Source organism: Paenibacillus sepulcri (assembly GCF_042647105.1).
Taxonomy (GTDB): Bacteria; Bacillota; Bacilli; order Paenibacillales; family Paenibacillaceae; genus Paenibacillus_Z; species Paenibacillus_Z sepulcri.
In genome coordinates this window covers 6,807,783-6,824,515 of record NZ_JBHRUP010000001.1, presented here as the reverse complement: position 1 = coordinate 6,824,515, position 16,733 = coordinate 6,807,783, and the positions used below count along the sequence as shown (strand labels likewise).

14 protein-coding genes are annotated in these 16,733 nt (G+C 52.9%); 2 read left to right on the top strand and 12 right to left on the bottom strand.

The genetic code is table 11. The features are described from left to right. Window positions 1-90 precede the first annotated feature (90 nt). Both ACFOLF_RS29580 and ACFOLF_RS29575 read left to right on the top strand, forming a co-directional pair. On the top strand, window positions 91-930 hold the full coding sequence (locus tag ACFOLF_RS29580) for a helix-turn-helix transcriptional regulator (RefSeq protein ID WP_210037548.1): 840 nt from the start codon (window positions 91-93) through the stop codon (window positions 928-930). Between the two features lie 132 nt (window positions 931-1,062). Continuing rightward, window positions 1,063-1,845, top strand: a complete 783-nt coding sequence (locus tag ACFOLF_RS29575) for a sugar phosphate isomerase/epimerase family protein (protein ID WP_210037547.1) — start codon at window positions 1,063-1,065, stop codon at window positions 1,843-1,845. A gap of 55 nt (window positions 1,846-1,900) precedes the next feature. Here ACFOLF_RS29575 and ACFOLF_RS29570 read toward each other — a convergent pair whose 3' ends face one another. The 12 genes from ACFOLF_RS29570 to ACFOLF_RS29515 all read right to left on the bottom strand — a co-directional run bounded on the left by ACFOLF_RS29570 (window position 1,901) and on the right by ACFOLF_RS29515 (window position 16,731). Then, entirely contained in the window at window positions 1,901-2,416 is a 516-nt protein-coding gene (locus ACFOLF_RS29570; protein WP_210037546.1) for a DUF6886 family protein, read from the bottom strand. Window positions 2,417-2,601: 185 nt separating this feature from the next. Continuing rightward, window positions 2,602-4,509, bottom strand: coding sequence for a hypothetical protein (locus ACFOLF_RS29565; RefSeq protein ID WP_210037545.1), 1,908 nt, complete (start codon window positions 4,507-4,509; stop codon window positions 2,602-2,604). Window positions 4,510-4,557: 48 nt separating this feature from the next. Then, window positions 4,558-5,319, bottom strand: coding sequence for a phytanoyl-CoA dioxygenase family protein (locus ACFOLF_RS29560; protein WP_210037544.1), 762 nt, complete (start codon window positions 5,317-5,319; stop codon window positions 4,558-4,560). Then, window positions 5,300-5,602 (bottom strand): hypothetical protein, encoded by a 303-nt coding sequence (locus ACFOLF_RS29555; protein WP_210037543.1) that lies wholly within the window; start codon window positions 5,600-5,602, stop codon window positions 5,300-5,302. The genes ACFOLF_RS29560 and ACFOLF_RS29555 overlap by 20 nt, the downstream gene beginning before the upstream one ends. A gap of 39 nt (window positions 5,603-5,641) precedes the next feature. Continuing rightward, the gene (locus tag ACFOLF_RS29550) at window positions 5,642-6,400 is read right to left on the bottom strand and encodes an SDR family NAD(P)-dependent oxidoreductase (RefSeq protein WP_210037542.1); all 759 of its coding nucleotides are present in this window, start codon (window positions 6,398-6,400) and stop codon (window positions 5,642-5,644) included. Window positions 6,401-6,431: 31 nt separating this feature from the next. Next, complete coding sequence (locus ACFOLF_RS29545) at window positions 6,432-8,519, bottom strand: right-handed parallel beta-helix repeat-containing protein (RefSeq protein WP_210037541.1); 2,088 nt, start codon at window positions 8,517-8,519, stop codon at window positions 6,432-6,434. A gap of 138 nt (window positions 8,520-8,657) precedes the next feature. After that, window positions 8,658-9,506 carry a carbohydrate ABC transporter permease gene (locus ACFOLF_RS29540; protein WP_210037540.1) on the bottom strand — a complete coding sequence of 283 codons (849 nt, stop codon included), beginning with the start codon at window positions 9,504-9,506 and terminating at the stop codon, window positions 8,658-8,660. Between the two features lie 5 nt (window positions 9,507-9,511). Then, complete coding sequence (locus ACFOLF_RS29535; protein WP_210037539.1) at window positions 9,512-11,497, bottom strand: ABC transporter permease subunit; 1,986 nt, start codon at window positions 11,495-11,497, stop codon at window positions 9,512-9,514. A gap of 22 nt (window positions 11,498-11,519) precedes the next feature. Further along, a complete protein-coding gene (locus tag ACFOLF_RS29530; protein ID WP_210037538.1) occupies window positions 11,520-13,181 on the bottom strand; it encodes an extracellular solute-binding protein in 1,662 nt (553 codons plus the stop codon). Between the two features lie 297 nt (window positions 13,182-13,478). Further along, window positions 13,479-14,159, bottom strand: a complete 681-nt coding sequence (locus tag ACFOLF_RS29525) for a GntR family transcriptional regulator (protein WP_210037537.1) — start codon at window positions 14,157-14,159, stop codon at window positions 13,479-13,481. 174 nt (window positions 14,160-14,333) lie between these two features. Further along, window positions 14,334-16,214: a molecular chaperone HtpG gene (gene htpG, locus ACFOLF_RS29520; protein ID WP_210037536.1), complete on the bottom strand. Its 1,881-nt coding sequence runs from the start codon at window positions 16,212-16,214 to the stop codon at window positions 14,334-14,336. A gap of 232 nt (window positions 16,215-16,446) precedes the next feature. Then, window positions 16,447-16,731, bottom strand: coding sequence for a hypothetical protein (locus tag ACFOLF_RS29515; protein ID WP_210037535.1), 285 nt, complete (start codon window positions 16,729-16,731; stop codon window positions 16,447-16,449). Window positions 16,732-16,733 lie beyond the last annotated feature (2 nt).

The following is a 16,733-nucleotide window of genomic DNA, read 5'->3' as shown; positions in this document are numbered from 1 at the left end:
TAATGGATTTTATACTAGAATAAGATGATGGTTTATCATAGGAGAAAATCTCCTATGATAATATCCCATCAAGGAAGCCGGTGAAGTGGAATGAACCAGGCAAATAATGAGCGTTTTCTGGAGCTTGCGCAGTTCCTGCGGACGCGGCGCGCCCGTATTTCACCCGAGCAGGCCGGTCTGCCCGGCGGAGGACGGCGGCGGACGCCGGGTCTTCGGCGCGGGGAAGTGGCGCTGCTCTCGGGCGTCAGCGTCGATTGGTATACATGGCTGGAGCAGGCGCGCAGCATTCAGGTATCCGCACAAGTACTGGAAAGCATTGCCCGTGCTCTCCAGCTGGATCCGGATGAGCGAAAACATTTATTTCAGCTGGCCCTGCAGCAGCCGCCTGCGGATCTGAACCCGGCCGAAAGCAGCATCAGTCCGACGCTGCAGGGCTTCCTTGATCAGCAGGGGATAAGTCCTGCCTATGTTACCGATCAACGCCTGAACATTGTTGGCTGGAACAGTATGGCAAATCGGATTTACGGGAATTATGAGGCCATGTCCCCGCGTGAGCGCAGCACCGTCTGGCGTTCCTTCACATCGCCATATGTCCGGCAGATGCTTCAGGAAAACTGGGAAACGCATGCCCGGCACCGCTTGGCTCAATTCCGCGCCAGCTACGGCAAATTTGCCGGCGATCCATGGTGGATGGAGCTCATCGAGGATCTCAATCAGGCAAGCCCGGAATTCAGGGAATGGTGGCCGCAGCACGACGTCCTGAACGGTCCCGAAGGGAAGAAAATCAATCATCACCCGTCGGCCGGCATGCTCGTATTTGACCAAATTTCGTTTCTTGTGGCGGGCTCTCCCCACCTGACCGTCACCATCAATATACCGTCGAAGGATGACGATACAATATCCAGGCTTATAAAGCTTCAATCCAATTGAGAAACGTCTTTTTTGGAATAATCGCAGTGCACCTCTCCCCCCTCAACCTCTGAACATTTATGATATAATCCTGAAGTAATTCAATAAAGGGCATAACCCGCTTACCGCCGGGTTGAATTAGGAGGAAATCAAATGGCAGGCTTTTCTATCGGATCATGGTCATTTCACGCTTTATTCGCCGCAGGAAAAATCAATTTGTTTGGCTATCTGGAAAGCATCAAGTACCGCTACCGCCTTGATCAGGCAGATATTTGGAGCGGCATGCTGCTCTCCACAGAAGACAGCTATATCAACAGCGTCAAGGAGACGCTTGATGAAGAGGGCTTGACCGTCGCTTGCCTGAGCGTGGACGGTGCCGATATCTGGCATGATGATCCTGCCATACGCGAACAAAACTACCAAAAAGCGCTCCTGTACCTCGACATCGCACGCAGATGGGGGGCTAAAGCGCTTCGGATCGATATGGGTGTCAATTCACTTGCCATCACGGATGAACAGTTTAATCTCATTGTCATGCGGTACAGGGAGTACACGCAGTTTGGCCAGGAGCATGGTTTTCGGGTAGGGCCGCAGACGCATCAGGCCGGTTCCCAATCCCCCCAAAATCTGAAGCGGGTCAGCGACGAGGTTGCTTCGCCGTCCTTTGGAATCGTACTGAATGTCAACCGCTGGCTGGCGGATAAGGAAATCGGGGACGAGCTGGTTTCCCCTTTCACGATGCATGCCCAGTTTGACAGGGCGTTTGTGGATTTCGCCGGAACCGGGCTGCTCCAGAAAGTGCAGCTGCTGCGGCAGGGCGGTTACCAGGGGTGCTGGTCGCTGGAATTCCGGGGCGGAGCGGATGAGTATCTGGAAGTGGAACATGATCTGCTGACTGTCCGGCGCGCTGTAAGACAGGCGTTTGGCGAGAATTAATTTCAATACTAAGCAAGCTGTCTTCCGCTATTGGAGACAGCTTGCTTTTTTCTTTTCATCGATTCCCTGCATTTTCGAAGCGGTGCATGCCGAAATCCTTCAATGAGGAGTTTAGAATGGCTTCTCTCAATGGATTCAGGTTGGGGGTGAAACGCACATCGATATTCAAACCCATTAATCTCTCCAGCAGATTCGAAATGGGTTCCATTTCCAGCGGCTTTACCGTCTCGGGCGATATGTAGTATCCCGCAATTTCATCGAATAACCGAAAGCTCTCGACGGGCAGACGGTATCTGTATACGGTAGCGTTTTTGATGCGCTCATACCAATGGGTTTCGACGGTAATCACAATGTCCGCGCCGGTCAAGCCAAAAAACCGTCGGTGATCCTCCTCTAGAATCCCTTCACCCTTGGTATACACAATTCGTGGACAATCCCGCGGAAAATAAAAAGTAAACTCATGCGCATCGTCAATCGCCCAAACCACAGGGGGCATATTCTGTCGGTTTTCTTTTACTCTGGGAAAAAAGGTATGAATGGCAGCGTCCTTGCTAAAATGAAACAGCTTCATTTTATCCCCCTCTTCGCCTTTCGCTCACCCTCTAATCTACCATACTGTCCAGACCTGCGGCACGTTATGATTTGGCAAACCTCTAAGCAACCGTGCCCCATGCACAAGACTGAAATCGATAGCCTCCGCACAACCAGAAGAGACCCTGCACCGGAATCGGCACGGGGTCTCCATTGTTAAGCTGCCTATGGGTTTCTCCCTGTGAGAATCTCCGCCTTATTCGGATCCGGCCACACCGGGTCGTAGGTCGGGCGGTTGACATAACGCGCCAGCGACAGCTCCAGTCTGGTTCCCGAGCCCGGCGCAAGCTCCACGCTCAGCCACTTATCCCCTACTTCAATCCGCCGGATTTCCCCGCCCTGCCCGTTGAACATAACGGCTTCCTCGAACCGGTGCTCGCCGAACGCGCCTGCCTGCACGATCACTTCCTTGCGCTCAAACAAGCTCAGATTCACCAGCTGAAGCATCAGCGAGCCAGAGGAGATGGATTCCACAAGAGCTCCGACATCCTCAGGCAGTCCCGGCCGCTGCCTTACGCCATCGTAATACCGGACGCTGGCATGCTGCAGGCCGCCATGGGAAATATGCATGGGCGCGCCAAGCGTAGTCTGCAGCAGTCCTTCAAAATAAACCGGACACATCTCCTGCCATTTATGAATGCTGGACAGATCCTCCAGATTGAAACCGTCCGAGCGCCACTCTTCAGGGTCGCCTTCAGGTGAACGCATTTTATGCAGCTGATTGCCGATCAGCCGATAGTTGGCATCCAGTATCCGCTCGGGATAACCCGGATTGTTTCCCTGCATGTATTGAAACCATGGAACGGTATTCCCGTTGTAATGCTTGGTGCTCTTGTTCGTCTCCGCGCTTGTTCCCGATACGCCGGGAATCGTGATTTCAAGAGAGCTCTCATCCAGTCCAATCCGCCGGATACGCTCCAGATCCTCGTCCGCCATAGAGATGAACCAGAGATGGATCGGAATAAAAGGATCGGCGGGGCGGTAATCCGTCCATCCTGCGTCGGTATGTTTATACGGAACCGATGAACGGCCATTCACGGTCTTCCGAAGCTCCCAATTGCGGTCCAGCTGGTCCCGGGCCACATTCAGCCGTTCCATATCCCCTGTCAGCAGAACGGCATTGGATGCCGCATTCACCAGCGGTTCGATAATGGTTATGAAACCATGGGGCCAACGCCAGCCATAGTAGCCGCCCCACCACTTGCCGTCCATATATTCTCCGATTATGCCGCTCAAGCCGACATTGTCCGGCATAATGCCGCCGTTCGTCTCGGCTCTCTCCTTCCAGGCATCGACATATTCCAGTACCCAGTCGCGAAGCTGCTGCTGCCCGGAATACAAATAAGCGTTCGCGACCATTCCCGTCGCGTTCAGATTCAGCGGGACATCCCCTCTGGCCATCCGCTCATTCATCATCCGGATAATTTCCCGGTAGACCGCATCATCCGACCAGGCGCATTTGCCCGAAGCATAATCCACGCCGGCCAAATCCTCGAACGGGGCTGGATAGTGATCCAGTATGCCGCGGTGCGTGCTCCAATCCTCCTCCGTCAAATCGAAACGCGGCCCCCGGCTTCCGTTAATGGGAGAGCGGATCAGCCGCTTTTCCTTGTCGTAATTGGGCGCCTCCGGGTCATCGCCGGTGTACATGGCGGCAAACCGCATCGCTCTTTGCCTGTTCTTCAAATAGCCGGGGTCTGCAAGGCCGAGAAAATATAAATAAAGATAACCTTCGCCGTGATGCATCCAATCGTAATAGGCATCGAATTCGCGGGAGATTTGACCGTATTGCGTCCACTGCCACGTAATCCCCTCCCACAGCTTCTGCGCCAGCTCCAGCGTTTCGTCGCTTCCTCCCAATACATACAGGAGCGCCAGATACATGAAGCCTTCATAAGGATCATCCGAGCCATCCATGCCGGGCCAATCCGGCCGCCAAATCAGCGTGCCGTCGGCGCGGGTATAACGGTTTACGAATTCGGCCGCCGCCTGATTCAGCGAATCAAGCAGCAGTCTCTCCATCAGCGCCCAATGCGGAGGAGCCCAGCTCTCCTCAGCCGCAATTTTTATCATCGCCTGCATCTCCCCGTTGGAATGTATAAGGATCTCTTAAACCTGCATCTAGCGTTTTTTCAAAATATAATCATTGCCGACCAGATAGCGCCAGAAATCCAGTCTTTGATAGAATTCCTTCTGCCAGTCCGAACCGTACCAGGGATGCCGGGTTTTTAAAATTTCCACTACCTCAGGGTCGTCATAGCCATCGGTATTGAACAGATTGCGCTGCTGCTCCACGGAATTCAGGCGGATTTTGAACACATAACGGGTTTTGTCCGTTTGGTTGGGCTGCGCGCAGTGCCAGATATCCTGGTGCATGAAGGCGATCGTACCCGCCTTCGATGCCAGATGGCGCTGGCCCGCGATATTCTTGTAGCGCGAAATGCTCCAATAGCTGGCCCGGCGCAGCTGGGAACCGGGGAGCACCAGCGTCGGACCCATTTCGACCGGCGTGTCATGGGCGAAATAAAAGGCCTGGATGTCAAAGTTATGGGGATTCGGATTCATGACGCCGGAATCCACATGCCAGTTCTGCGATTTGCTGTTATTGGGCTTGACGGTATGCAGAAAAGAATGGTCATAAACATAATTTCGGCCCACCAGACTTTCAATAACGCCTCTGACCTGGGGCAGCTCAAAGACCTCGCGGATCGCCTCCGAGCTGTTCCAGAATTCGTAGCCCTGCGGTTCGACTGTCAATTCATCCCTATAAACCGCTTCATTCAGCTCCTGCGGAACCAGATCCTCCAATACAAGCAGCCCGTCACTGCAAAATCGGGCCATCTGCCGCGCATCAAGCAAATGCTCATTCGCCTTGCTGACCATTGATCCCGACCTCCCTCTCCAGCAAATATTCCCAGGGCAGATGGCCCGTTTCGTTCTCATGGCCATACATGAAATACGGCAGCTGGGGTGCCTGGATGACCTTCCATCCGTCCCTCATGGCATCCAGCACCGAGTCATAGGGAGGAATCGCGGAATCACCCGTTTCCATCCGGCTGTCCCCCTCAGCCGATGCGCCGTCGTAAAGCGCCCACGCCACCGTTTTGGAGCTCAGCTCCGGGTTGGTCAGGCACAGAAACAAAACCTGTTGTCGTTTGACTGTCATCGTTATCGCACCTCTTATTCATAAAATGTGAACGTCAGATTACAGATGATATCCGCCATCGATCGGAATGACCGCTCCGTTCACCCACGATGACCGGCTGCCTGCCAGATACAGCACGGCATCGGCAATTTGCCGGGGCGTCCCCACATGCGGCCCGTGCTTGGCGGCTTCCGCCAGCCGATCCGCATCTTCGGGATTGACCGTAAACTGCCGGAACCACTGATTGAGCAGCGGGGTCGCAACTCCCCCGGGCATAAGCGCATTGAAGCGGATGCCCGCTGTCCGCAGATCAAGCGCCAGCCCCTGCGTCATATGATTCAATCCCGCTTTTATCGTGTCATAGACCAGGTTATTGTTGTCATTTCGGATACCGTTGATGGAGCTGATATTGATGACGCTGCCCCGGCTTTCCCTCAACCACGGCAGCGCTGCCTGTATGAGGAAGAAAGGGGCCTTCAAATTGACGTTAAGCAATCTGTCCCAATCCTCATGCACGATCTCTTCAACCGGTTTGTTGCAGACGAGAGCGGCATTGTTGACGACAATATCAATGGTTCCCCATCGGCCTGCCGCCTCATGAACGAGCCTGGCCGGCGCATCGCGGTCTGCCAGATCGGCTTTTACAAAATGGGCTTCGCCACCGCTCTCCGTAATGCTTCTGGCGATCTCTTCCCCTCTCGCCTGATCCCGGCCGCTTACCAGCACCTTCGCGCCGTGACGCGCCAATGCTTCGGCCGCCGCCTGACCGATCCCGCTCGTTGAGCCTGTTATAATCGCGGCTTTACCTTGAACGCTCATTTCTTCATCTCCCGAAACCGGTAGTTTTACGTTATTGCCTGTCAGCAGCGGAGCGGGGGCCGACATCGGACAGATCAATCGGCTTGAATCCAAGTGCGAATGCCGGCGAATCCTCCTTGAGCGTAAAATCTCCCCCAGCCGCACCCACAAGGCGCGGATCGGCATAGATGGAATGAAGGTCATAACCCAGCTGCCTCATATCCCCAATGGACCGGGTGTCGTCCAGCGAGAAATTCGCCTGCTCATCGAATCTTTGATTGCCGGATAGCGGCTCGCCGCCGGAGACGTCCCAGAACAGATTCAGATCGCTGTAAAACCCCTTTTTGTCGAAATGGCCGGCATATCCCGCAACGAAGATTGGCTGCCCGTCGGCAATGACCAGATTCTTCTCGAATGTTAAGGAATTATGACCCTCCGCCCTGCTCAGAGACGCCTGGCCTTCACGGCCGAAGGCAAAAATATTGTTGCGCACGATATTTTCCCGCCCGTAATGCTGATGAAAAACCTGGCTGGTCGTCCGGAAGCATACGTTATTCTCAATGATGATATGCGAGCTGCCTTCATCCGGATAAATCGCCCAGCCGCCATAGTTGCATTTTTCGATATCATGAACAAGATTGCCGCGGATGACCGTGCCCGGCTGGACGCCAAGCGTGTAGATGCCGCCCATATCGCTGAGCAGACCGTGGCCGATATCATGAATATGGTTCTTCTCGATCCGGTTGTCCTTCGATACATTCTCCGCATATCCCCACACCCAGCCGCAGGAAATTCCCGTGTAATACAGATCGTGAATATGATTATGCGAGATGCTGCTGCCAAACGAATGCACCGAGAGAATGCCGCAGGCGCTGTGAAAGATACGACCGCCGCCGTGAATATGATTGTCCGTAATCCGGTTGTTTCCCGTACGACTCAGCACAGGGCCATCCGCATCCGCGCCGTCCAGCTTGATCCCGCCTGCTCCCATATCGGCGATTGTATTGCCGACAATACGGTTGGACAGGCAGCCCTCGGACAGTTCGACGCCGTACCAGCCGATTCGCTCAATCCGGCAATCCTCGATTGCGCAATAGCGGGCTCCGCGCATATAGATCACGCCGGGAATATGGAATGCCGCCTGAGGTGCCGCTGCAAAATCGATTCCCGGACGCTCGAACCGCTCTCCCCCGCCTTTGGGCTGTACCCAATCCGTATGGGCAAAGGAAAGTCCTTTGAAGGACAAGTATTCCACATATTTCTCCTCGTCCGGCCTGCCTTCCAGCTTCAGCAGCTGCTGCGCGGAACAGGCGACGAACTCCGTTTCCTCCAGCGTTTCACCCGGGTGCGGGATGTAATAGACTTTGCCGGCCGGGCGGTCAAGATACCACTGCCCGGGCTCGGTCAGAGCCTCGAATACATTCTCCACATAATATTTGGCGTACCGCTTCGCCACATCGTCTTTGAGCACGAACATGCTCCTCCGGCTGGACTTCACCTCACCCGTGAGTTTATCGAAGGATTCCACCGGCATTCTTTCTTCGATCCAGTAATGGACGGCGACGACATCCACATCGTTCATATTGCGCCAGGAGCCGTCGATATCGCCTGGTGAGCAAACGAACGTATCCGTACCGGCGAACAGATCGCTCGTCATACTTCCGCTGTGGAAGCCTGTGCCCGGCACATCCTTCATCCAATAAAAGCCCTGCCTGGGCAGACGGGTCCGCGGCCGGCGCTCTCCGCTCACGAACAGCTGGCGGAATTCCCCTTTTCCTCGGGCGACACCCGGAATATCAGCAACCCACATCGGTATATCGCCCACTGTCTCTTCCCGCCAGCCCGTAATCCGCCAGCCCCCATCCACCACAGGCTGCTCGCCCGGATAGGCGGCGTACGTGACTGATCCCGAGTCCTCGGGCGCAAATACGACCGGCTCCGTCTGCTCGTAAATGCCGCCCCTAAGCCACACTGTAACCGGTCCTGACAGCATCGCCGACTTCTTCAGCCGGCGGATGGCATCCCGCGCTCCGGCGATTGTGGCAAAAGGGCCGTCTTTCCCGTCAGGGCCGGGGTCCGGCTGTCTGCCTGACCAGGCGTCATTGCCGGAAGTGGAAATATACAGCTCGTTTATGCTCATGCTCTCTCTCCTTCTGTAATTCTTTAATAGCTAAGTCATTATAGAATAGCTGAGTGTTACAAGCGTGTTTACCTTGCCCTTGCCTAAACCCGGTTAAGCCTGCCGATTCGCTGCAGCCTGCTTATCTGCTTGCCCGTTCTAGGCTTTAATAGAGCCCGAAGTAAGTCCTTCGATAAAATAGCGCATGCCGAGCGTAAACATCAGGAGCAGCGGCACGGAGGCGAATACATAGCCCGAAGTAATAATGCCGAGATCCGGCCGGGATATTTTGCCTACCGAGTTCCCGGCATCCGGCGCGTAACTGGCCAGTGCCATGGAAATCGTCTGCAGGTTCGGCGTGCTGATCATCAGCATGGGCCAGATCAGATCGTTGTAAATCGATAGAAAATTCATGATGGCGATCGTGATCAGAATCGGACGCGCCAGGGGCAGCGCGATCGACCACACGCAGCGGAATTCGCTGGCGCCTTCCACCCGGGCCGCTTCGAACATTTCCTCGGGCTGGGAGGTGAAGAAGGTGCGCAGCAGAAAAATCGCAAACAGCTGGCCGCCGCCAATGTAGAACACAGCCAGCCCCTCCAGGCTGTTCTTCAGATGCAGCCAGTCGGCAAGCACGAAGTTCGGCGTCAGCAGCAGTACTCCGGGGACCGTCATCAGCATGACGATGACCCAGAACATCATATTCCGGCCAACGAAGCTGAGCCGGGCAAAGGCGTAGCCGCTAAGCGTCGCGAACAGCATGATGCCAAGGATGGAGATGACGCATAAATACATGGTCCGCAGGACAGGAGCCAGCAGATCAAACAGCGCGAACGAATAATTGCTGATTTTCGGCGGCCAGGGCAAGCCCCAGAAATCTCCGTATATGAGCAGGCTGTCGCGCAGCGACATAGAGACCATCATAATAATGGGAACAAAAGAAAGAATCAGGATAACAGCCAGCAAGGAATAGCTGATGATCGCTTTTGCGTTTATTTTCCTCGGCATCCTCTTTAGACTCCTTCCTGTTTGGAAAACCGCAGGTTCAGTATCGAGCCGGCCAAGACGAAGACAGCCAGAACAAAACCGATGGCCGAAGCATAACCGAAATTGGCGTTCGAGATCTGGTTGTACATCTGCAGGCCCGGCACATAGGTAGCCGTTCCCGGTCCTCCCCGGGTGAACAGGTAGATATTGGCGAAGCCCTGGATGCTGCCTATGAAGGTGAAGAACAGAATCAGCCTGATCTGCGGCCGGATCATTGGCAGATCAATTTTCCAGAAACGTCCCCATGAGCCTATTCCGTCAATGGAGGAGGAATCGTAGATATCTCTGCTGATCCCGATCAGACCGCCGAAATAAATCAGAAAAGCAAAGATGCTCACGAATGGAAATCCCGCCATAATAATACTCCAGAGAGCGAGGTTCTCCTCTCCAAGCCAGGCATGCTTCCAGCCGTCAAGCCCGATCACGCCCAGAAACTGATTGATCATGCCGACTTCGGGCTCATACATCATCTTCCACAGCAAAATGCCGACAACGCCGGGTACGATGCTTGGAACGACATAAGCGGTGCGGAACCAGTACTTCATCCGGCTGCTGCGGAGCCAGAAGATCAGCTCCGCAACGAGCAGCGGCATCGTAACCTCTTTGATAATCGAAGTAATCAGGATCAGGAACATGTTCCATATCCCGATCCAGAAAAATTCATCGGACCACATTGCAACGAAATTACTCAGACCGATCACCTTGAGCGGCTCCTTCAAGCTGAAGTTGGTAAAGGAATAGAACACTGCCATCAGCGTCGGCGCGATAGTAAAGATAAGAATGAGAATGATGGAAGGCAGCAGCAGCATATAGGCTGATCTGGAACGCCTGAGCTTCCTGCCGAAGCGGATGACGGCGGCACGCCAGCTTGCAACAGACCACACAAACAGGCAGAAGGCTGTTACAGCAAGCGCCGCATCGACGACGATCAGAGCGGTTTGAATATAAAACTGCCTTTTTGCATCCAGAGCGCTGCTGAGGGAAACCGTTACCGGCTTGCCCTGATCGGTCAGCAGCAGAATTTCATCGCCTGTTGTGCCAATCAGACTGTTGATTGAACCGGCTGAAACGCCTGCGTTATAAAGGGCATAGCCTTCCGCATTCAGCACAAACAGCTTCCCGTCCTTATCTCCTGCCAGAATATGTCCCGCTTCGTCCACCGCTGCGACCATTGTAATCGGGTATGCGGAGAGATGATTGATCCACAGAACCTTCCCTTTGGCCGAGACCAGCGCAACATTGCCTCTCTCGTCTCCAGCCAGCAGCTCCTGCTTTCCGTTCAGACTGAGCCGGGTAATCGGCTGGATCAGATTCGTTCTCCACAGTTCCTCGCCCTCAGGGGATAAATAGCCGACTTTGGAATCCGCGGTGCCGAAATATACGCCTTGCTCTCCGGCTGCGACAGCGTTAACGTCAAATCCGATCTTCGTCTTGTACCGGTCCGCTCCGGACTCGTCGAACAGACCGACCCAGAACCGGTCCGTATACTGTCCAATTCCGTAAGCAATGGCCATTTCACCGTTTACCGCCGAATCAAGTCCGATGACTCTGCCGTTCACGTCGAAGCCGTCAATCTCGTTCAGCGTCAAATCAAACACATATACCTTTCTGTCGCTGGTGCCGATATAGATCTTGCTCTTGTCGGCTGACAAGGCAAGCGCCGAGGCCGTTCCTTCAAGCTTCTTCTCCCTGAGCACCTGCTGCTGACCGTCAAGCAGGATTAACCGGCTGTCGCTGGTTATTGCCGCGGTCGTCCGGGCGTCAATCCCGACCGCTTTCATCACATTCCCGCCGCTGATCGGGCTGCCTGTCTTGTAAGGCTCGCCGGAAGAGGCAAAAACGAGAACACACAGCAAATTCACAAGGATGAGCAGGATAAGCGTTCCAATGGCAGCCCGCAGTCCTCTTCCGGCGAATATCGGCGCGCCTTTCTCCCGTGTTATGTTCGGCATGATACCCTCCTGCCCCGGGCGGCTACTGCCCCGGCGCCCGCTCCGGATGCTCGATGTCTTCGGCGGTCAGCCCTGCGTTCTTGATGATCGCGTCAAAGTTTTTGGTCCAGGACTCCTGAAGCTTCTTGCCGAATTCCTCAGGCGTGATTTTGCCCTCCAGCGCCTCTTTATACAAATTAAAGTGGGCCTTATCCAGGTCAGGCACGCGTGTGGATAACGGGTTGTTGAGGGGAATCTCCGCGTTTCCGAGCATTTTGACCCCTTTGAACATCTCCTCGATCTCCGCCGGGACCTTCACATTCTTGACCATAACCGGACCGCCGGGATTGAACTCATCGGCAGCCACCATGCCGTCGACCCATGCCTGATAGCCGGGCTGGGAGAGCCAGAACATGACGAAATCCAGCACCATATCCGTTTGAGCCTGATTCTTCTCGATAATGCTCACATATTCGCCTGTTGCGGATTCGACGCTCCGTACGGGACCCTGCACAAGATCGCCAGTCATCGGCGGATTCTCGAATGTCCCCCAATTGAAGGGCTTGAGCGAGCTGGTATCTGTAATTTTCAGCTCCTTCAGCCGGGCCGGGTCGTTGAGGTTGGCCATATCCTGCTTCACTGTTGGCAGGCTCCAGGTGCCGTCAATAATCATGGCCGCTTTCTGCTGCAGGAACAGCGGATAATCGTCGGTGCTGACGAAGAAATCCTTCTGCGCATATTTTGGAAACACCTTCGCCATGTTGGTTACCATCTGTGTCATTTCCGGTGTGTCGAAACGGATTTGACCGTCCTTGATCGCTTTATACATCCGGGCCTGATTGAAATTATATTTCAGATCAATGTAAGGATCGTTCGGATCTGCTTTGAAATTGCCGTCCAGCTCGTCGTCGTAATTGTAATCTCCCTCATGCGCCCGGACGATATCATGCCAATTGCGGGTGAATTGATCCAGATAAATCTCGATCACCCACTGCGGCACCTTCCATACGAAGTTGGAGGCAATCGGAATGATGCCTGCCGCGTTGATCTTCTCGGATACCGCCGCAAGCTCATCCCAGTTGGTCGGCGGCTGCAGGTCCAGCTTGTCGAAGATGTCCTTGTTGTAGAACCACATAATATGGACCGATTGCGTCGGAAGCATGATCCGGTCTCCCTTGGCATTCTTCGCCACGAAGAAGTTAAAGTCCAGATCATCGTCCCACTTGTTGCCGGTATACGGGTTAACCTGATAGCGGTACTTATCGAAATTCAAATACTTGTCATAGGTCGGCACATAATTGCCCGCCACCAGATCCGGACGCGGGTTGCCTACAGCCAGCATCGTTCCGAGGACGGTCGGATAATCGCCGGCTGAGCTGCCCTTGGGCTCCCATACCAGCTTCACATTAGGCTGCACCTTCTTGTAAGCCGCTGCGAGAGCCTCGAACGCTTTGGCATCCCCGACATCATCGGAATTCCCGTTCAGGGAAATGACGATTTCCCCGCTGTACTGTTTATGGTCAGGTTCAGCTGCCGCCGGTTCCTGCCCGGCTGCCGGTTCCGCCGGCGTATTTGCACCATTGTTCTCTTGGGTCGCCGGCTCATTATTGGCAGGTACAATCGGTGCGGACGAATTGCTGCACGCAGATAAAATGGCGGTTAAAGCAAGGAGCGTAACTACGAGCATGGAGCTGATCTTTTTCATGCATAACCCTCCGTAGAAATAGATTAGGAACGCAGAACGCATTCAAACCCCTTTTCGAAGCAGCAGCCTGTGGTCAGCTATCTATTATAGGTTTATCGAATAAAAACCACCTCCTTTATACAATAAATGGATAATCGATTGTGATGCTGCTATATAAAATGAGTATTGGGAGGGGCAGCAAGTGGAAATAGGCTGGGATAGTTTTGATAATTGAGGATTGATAACGCAGGAAAGGAATAGTAGAGGCTCTTGGGTGCGGATGATGTAACCGTTTACAATATTGAAGAAAGGTTTGGTTTATACCTCCCCTCCATTGCTTTCGATCCAGTCGGTCAGATTTTGCCTGGAATAATTCAGATGCTGCCGGATCGCATTGCGGGTTCCCTGCCAGTCCTGCTGCAGCAGCTGCTTTACGATTTCCCGGTGCTGCGTCATGGATAGATTGTACTGCTTGGGTGTGGGGTCGCTGACCGTCAATATCCGGAAATTCATCAGGTTCTGATAGGTTTCAAGAATCTGAATATTGCCGCAGGTGTTAATAAATTCCGTATGAAAAATCATATCGAAATTACCATACTGCTCGATAGGCGTTACCGCCGGGTCAACCTCCTCGACCGCGAATTGGGTGAGCTGATCGAGCTTGGCAGCAATCTCGTCGAAGCGTTCCCCGGAGAACGTGCGGTATTGCTCAAGCACCCAGAAATCGATCATCAGCCTGAACTCAATCACCTGCTCCACATAGCTCTTATCGATCCCCACGACAAAGGTCCCCACCTTGGGTACGGTTTTGACCAGTCCCTCGGCTTCCAATCGATTCAGCGCTTCGCGGATCGGAGTAATGCTGATGCCCAAATTTTTTGCAAGGACAGGGATGGATATTTTCTCATTGGTACGGAAGCTGCGGCGGATAATCATCTGCTTCATCGTACCGTATACCTGATCGAATAAATTGGAGGTTTGTATTTTGGGAAGTTCCACAGCAATCACGCCTTCTTCAAATAATGGAAAAAACCATCTGTTATATATAAGATATAAGATGCCCGGAGGGAAGTCAACCCAAAATAAAATACGACAAAACTCAGCAGAAAAAGAGGCGAAGCCTGTTGCGGCCCGCCCCTTCCGGTACTCCTATTGCCTGTTAAAGCGCCATGCTTAGACCATGATTTTGCAGATATCGTTCGTGAACTCCACGGGATCCTGAAGCGGCAAACCTTCGATCAGAAGGGCTTGATTGTAGAGCAGAGCCGTATACAGCTGCAGCTTTTCCTTGTCCTTGCCGTAAGCGTCCTTGAGGGATTGGAACACCGCATGATGCGTGTTGATTTCCAGCACCTTGTCCGCTTTTACATCCTGATTGTTTGGCATCGCCTTCAGGATCTTCTCCATCTCAATGGTGACCTCGCCGTCCGTCGAGAAGCATACGGGATGAGTGCGGAGTCTCTTCGATGCTTTGACGCTGCTCACTTTGTCCGCGAGAATTTCTTTCATCGACTCGAACAGCTCTTTATTGTCGTTCTCATCGGAATCCGACTGATCCTGATCCTTGTCCTCCTCAATGCCGAGGTCGCCGCTGGATACGGATTTGAATTCCTTCTCTTTATAGGACATGATCATTTTGATCGCGAACTCATCGATATCATCGGTGAAATACAGGATTTCATAGCCTTTGTCCGCTACCAGCTCGGTCTGTGGAAGCTTGTCGATCCGTTCATTTGTTTCGCCGGAGGCGTAATAAATGAATTTCTGGTCTTCCGGCATTCTGGCGATATATTCATCCAGCGTCACAAGCTTACGCTCTTTGGAGGAATAGAACATCAGCAGATCCTGCAGCACATCCTTATGGCGGCCGTATTCATTATAAACCCCAAACTTCAGCTGTCTGCCAAACGACTTGTAGAACTGCTCGTACTGCTCTCTCTCATCCTTCAGGAGGCTTTGCAGCTGGCTCTTGATTTTGCTTTGGATGTTCTTGGCGATCAGCTTCAGCTGGCGGTCATGCTGCAGCATTTCCCTGGAAATATTAAGCGATAAATCCTCCGAATCCACCATCCCTTTGACAAAGCTGAAGAAGTCAGGGAGCAGATCGGCGCATTTGTTCATGATAAGCACGCCGTTGGCGTACAGCTCCAAGCCTTTCTCAAATTCCTTGGAATAGTAATCAAATGGGATGTTCTCCGGGATGAACAAGATCGCCTGATATCTCACCGCGCCGTCGACGCTGATATGGATATGCTTGAGCGGCTTGTCGAAGCCGTAATGCTTCTCCATATAAAACTTCTCGTAATCCTCGGGAGTCAGCTCGCTTTTGTTTTTTCTCCAGATGGGAACCATGCTGTTGACCGTTTGCTCTTCCTGGTAAGCCTCGAATTCGTTCTCGGTGCCTTCCTTTACCCTTTGGCTGGAAATCTCCATCTTGATCGGATAACGGATGAAATCGGAGTACTTCTTGATAATCGCCTTTAAACGATATTCCTCCAGGTACTCGTCATAGCTCTCGTCTTCCGTGTTTTCCTTGATCTTCAGGATAACCTCTGTGCCTACCGTATCCTTCTCGAAAGGCTCAATCGTATATCCTTCCGCTCCGTGGGATTCCCACTTGAAGGCTCCTTCGCCTCCCAAAGGCTTGCTGATAACCGTCACGACGTCAGCAACCATAAACGCGGAATAAAATCCGACGCCGAACTGACCGATGATATCATGGCCGTCTTTGGACTCATTTTCTTTTTTGAACGCCAAAGAACCGCTTTTGGCAATGACGCCGAGGTTGTTTTCCAAATCCTCCTGGGTCATCCCAATACCGGTATCTGTAATGGTCAGTGTACGGTTTGCTTTATCGGCTGTAACTTTAACAAAGTAGCTGTCCTTGTCAAAAGCCAAATTGTCATCAGTTAGCGCTTTATAATAGATTTTGTCGATTGCATCGCTGGCATTGGAAATCAATTCTCTCAAGAAGATCTCTTTCTGCGTGTAAATGGAGTTGATCATCATATCCAGAAGCCGCTTGGATTCCGCTTTAAACTCTTTTACTGCCATCCTTATCTCTCCTCCAATTATAAAAAGATTTTCATCCTGCTCAGATAGTTACCGGATTGCGATTAGCACTCTAATCCATTGAGTGCCAATCCTTATTTTATAATCCCCATTTTTTTATGTCAATACGAACTGACCGGTTTGTACAAAAAAACCCAAGCCGGGGTTGAGCTTGGGCTGGCGCCGTTGAACCGTATGCTTATACTGACAGCTGTGCGGCATCGCCTGTACAACTTTAGAACGAATCGCTCCCGCAGGCGATCAGGTTCAAGCCGGATAACTCGGGAATGGAGCCCCGCTTGACTCCCGGAGGCGTAACAGCACAGAGCTGTTTCAGCTCATAGTCTGAGTCGAATGCAAGAATGGCTGTCGTATGCAGCGGATTTCCGTCGACCTCGAAGGTCGTCTGCACTTGACCTGTGCAAACACAACCGTCTTCGTAGTCAGCCTGGATACGGTTGTAGGACAGCAGCCGGAAATCCTGCTCCTCATGGAGCTTCCGCATTTTTTCAATATCCATCC

Bases quoted from the DNA above. Each gene is read 5' to 3' on its own strand.
- ACFOLF_RS29580 (WP_210037548.1), top strand. From the start codon at position 91: ATGAACCAGGCAAATAATGAGCGTTTTCTGGAGCTTGCGCAGTTCCTG.
- ACFOLF_RS29575 (WP_210037547.1), top strand. From the start codon at position 1,063: ATGGCAGGCTTTTCTATCGGATCATGGTCATTTCACGCTTTATTCGCC.
- ACFOLF_RS29570 (WP_210037546.1), bottom strand. From the start codon at position 2,416: ATGAAGCTGTTTCATTTTAGCAAGGACGCTGCCATTCATACCTTTTTT.
- ACFOLF_RS29565 (WP_210037545.1), bottom strand. From the start codon at position 4,509: ATGATAAAAATTGCGGCTGAGGAGAGCTGGGCTCCTCCGCATTGGGCG.
- ACFOLF_RS29560 (WP_210037544.1), bottom strand. From the start codon at position 5,319: ATGGTCAGCAAGGCGAATGAGCATTTGCTTGATGCGCGGCAGATGGCC.
- ACFOLF_RS29555 (WP_210037543.1), bottom strand. From the start codon at position 5,602: ATGACAGTCAAACGACAACAGGTTTTGTTTCTGTGCCTGACCAACCCG.
- ACFOLF_RS29550 (WP_210037542.1), bottom strand. From the start codon at position 6,400: ATGAGCGTTCAAGGTAAAGCCGCGATTATAACAGGCTCAACGAGCGGG.
- ACFOLF_RS29545 (WP_210037541.1), bottom strand. From the start codon at position 8,519: ATGAGCATAAACGAGCTGTATATTTCCACTTCCGGCAATGACGCCTGG.
- ACFOLF_RS29540 (WP_210037540.1), bottom strand. From the start codon at position 9,506: ATGCCGAGGAAAATAAACGCAAAAGCGATCATCAGCTATTCCTTGCTG.
- ACFOLF_RS29535 (WP_210037539.1), bottom strand. From the start codon at position 11,497: ATGCCGAACATAACACGGGAGAAAGGCGCGCCGATATTCGCCGGAAGA.
- ACFOLF_RS29530 (WP_210037538.1), bottom strand. From the start codon at position 13,181: ATGAAAAAGATCAGCTCCATGCTCGTAGTTACGCTCCTTGCTTTAACC.
- htpG (WP_210037536.1), bottom strand. From the start codon at position 16,214: ATGGCAGTAAAAGAGTTTAAAGCGGAATCCAAGCGGCTTCTGGATATG.
- ACFOLF_RS29515 (WP_210037535.1), bottom strand. From the start codon at position 16,731: ATGGATATTGAAAAAATGCGGAAGCTCCATGAGGAGCAGGATTTCCGG.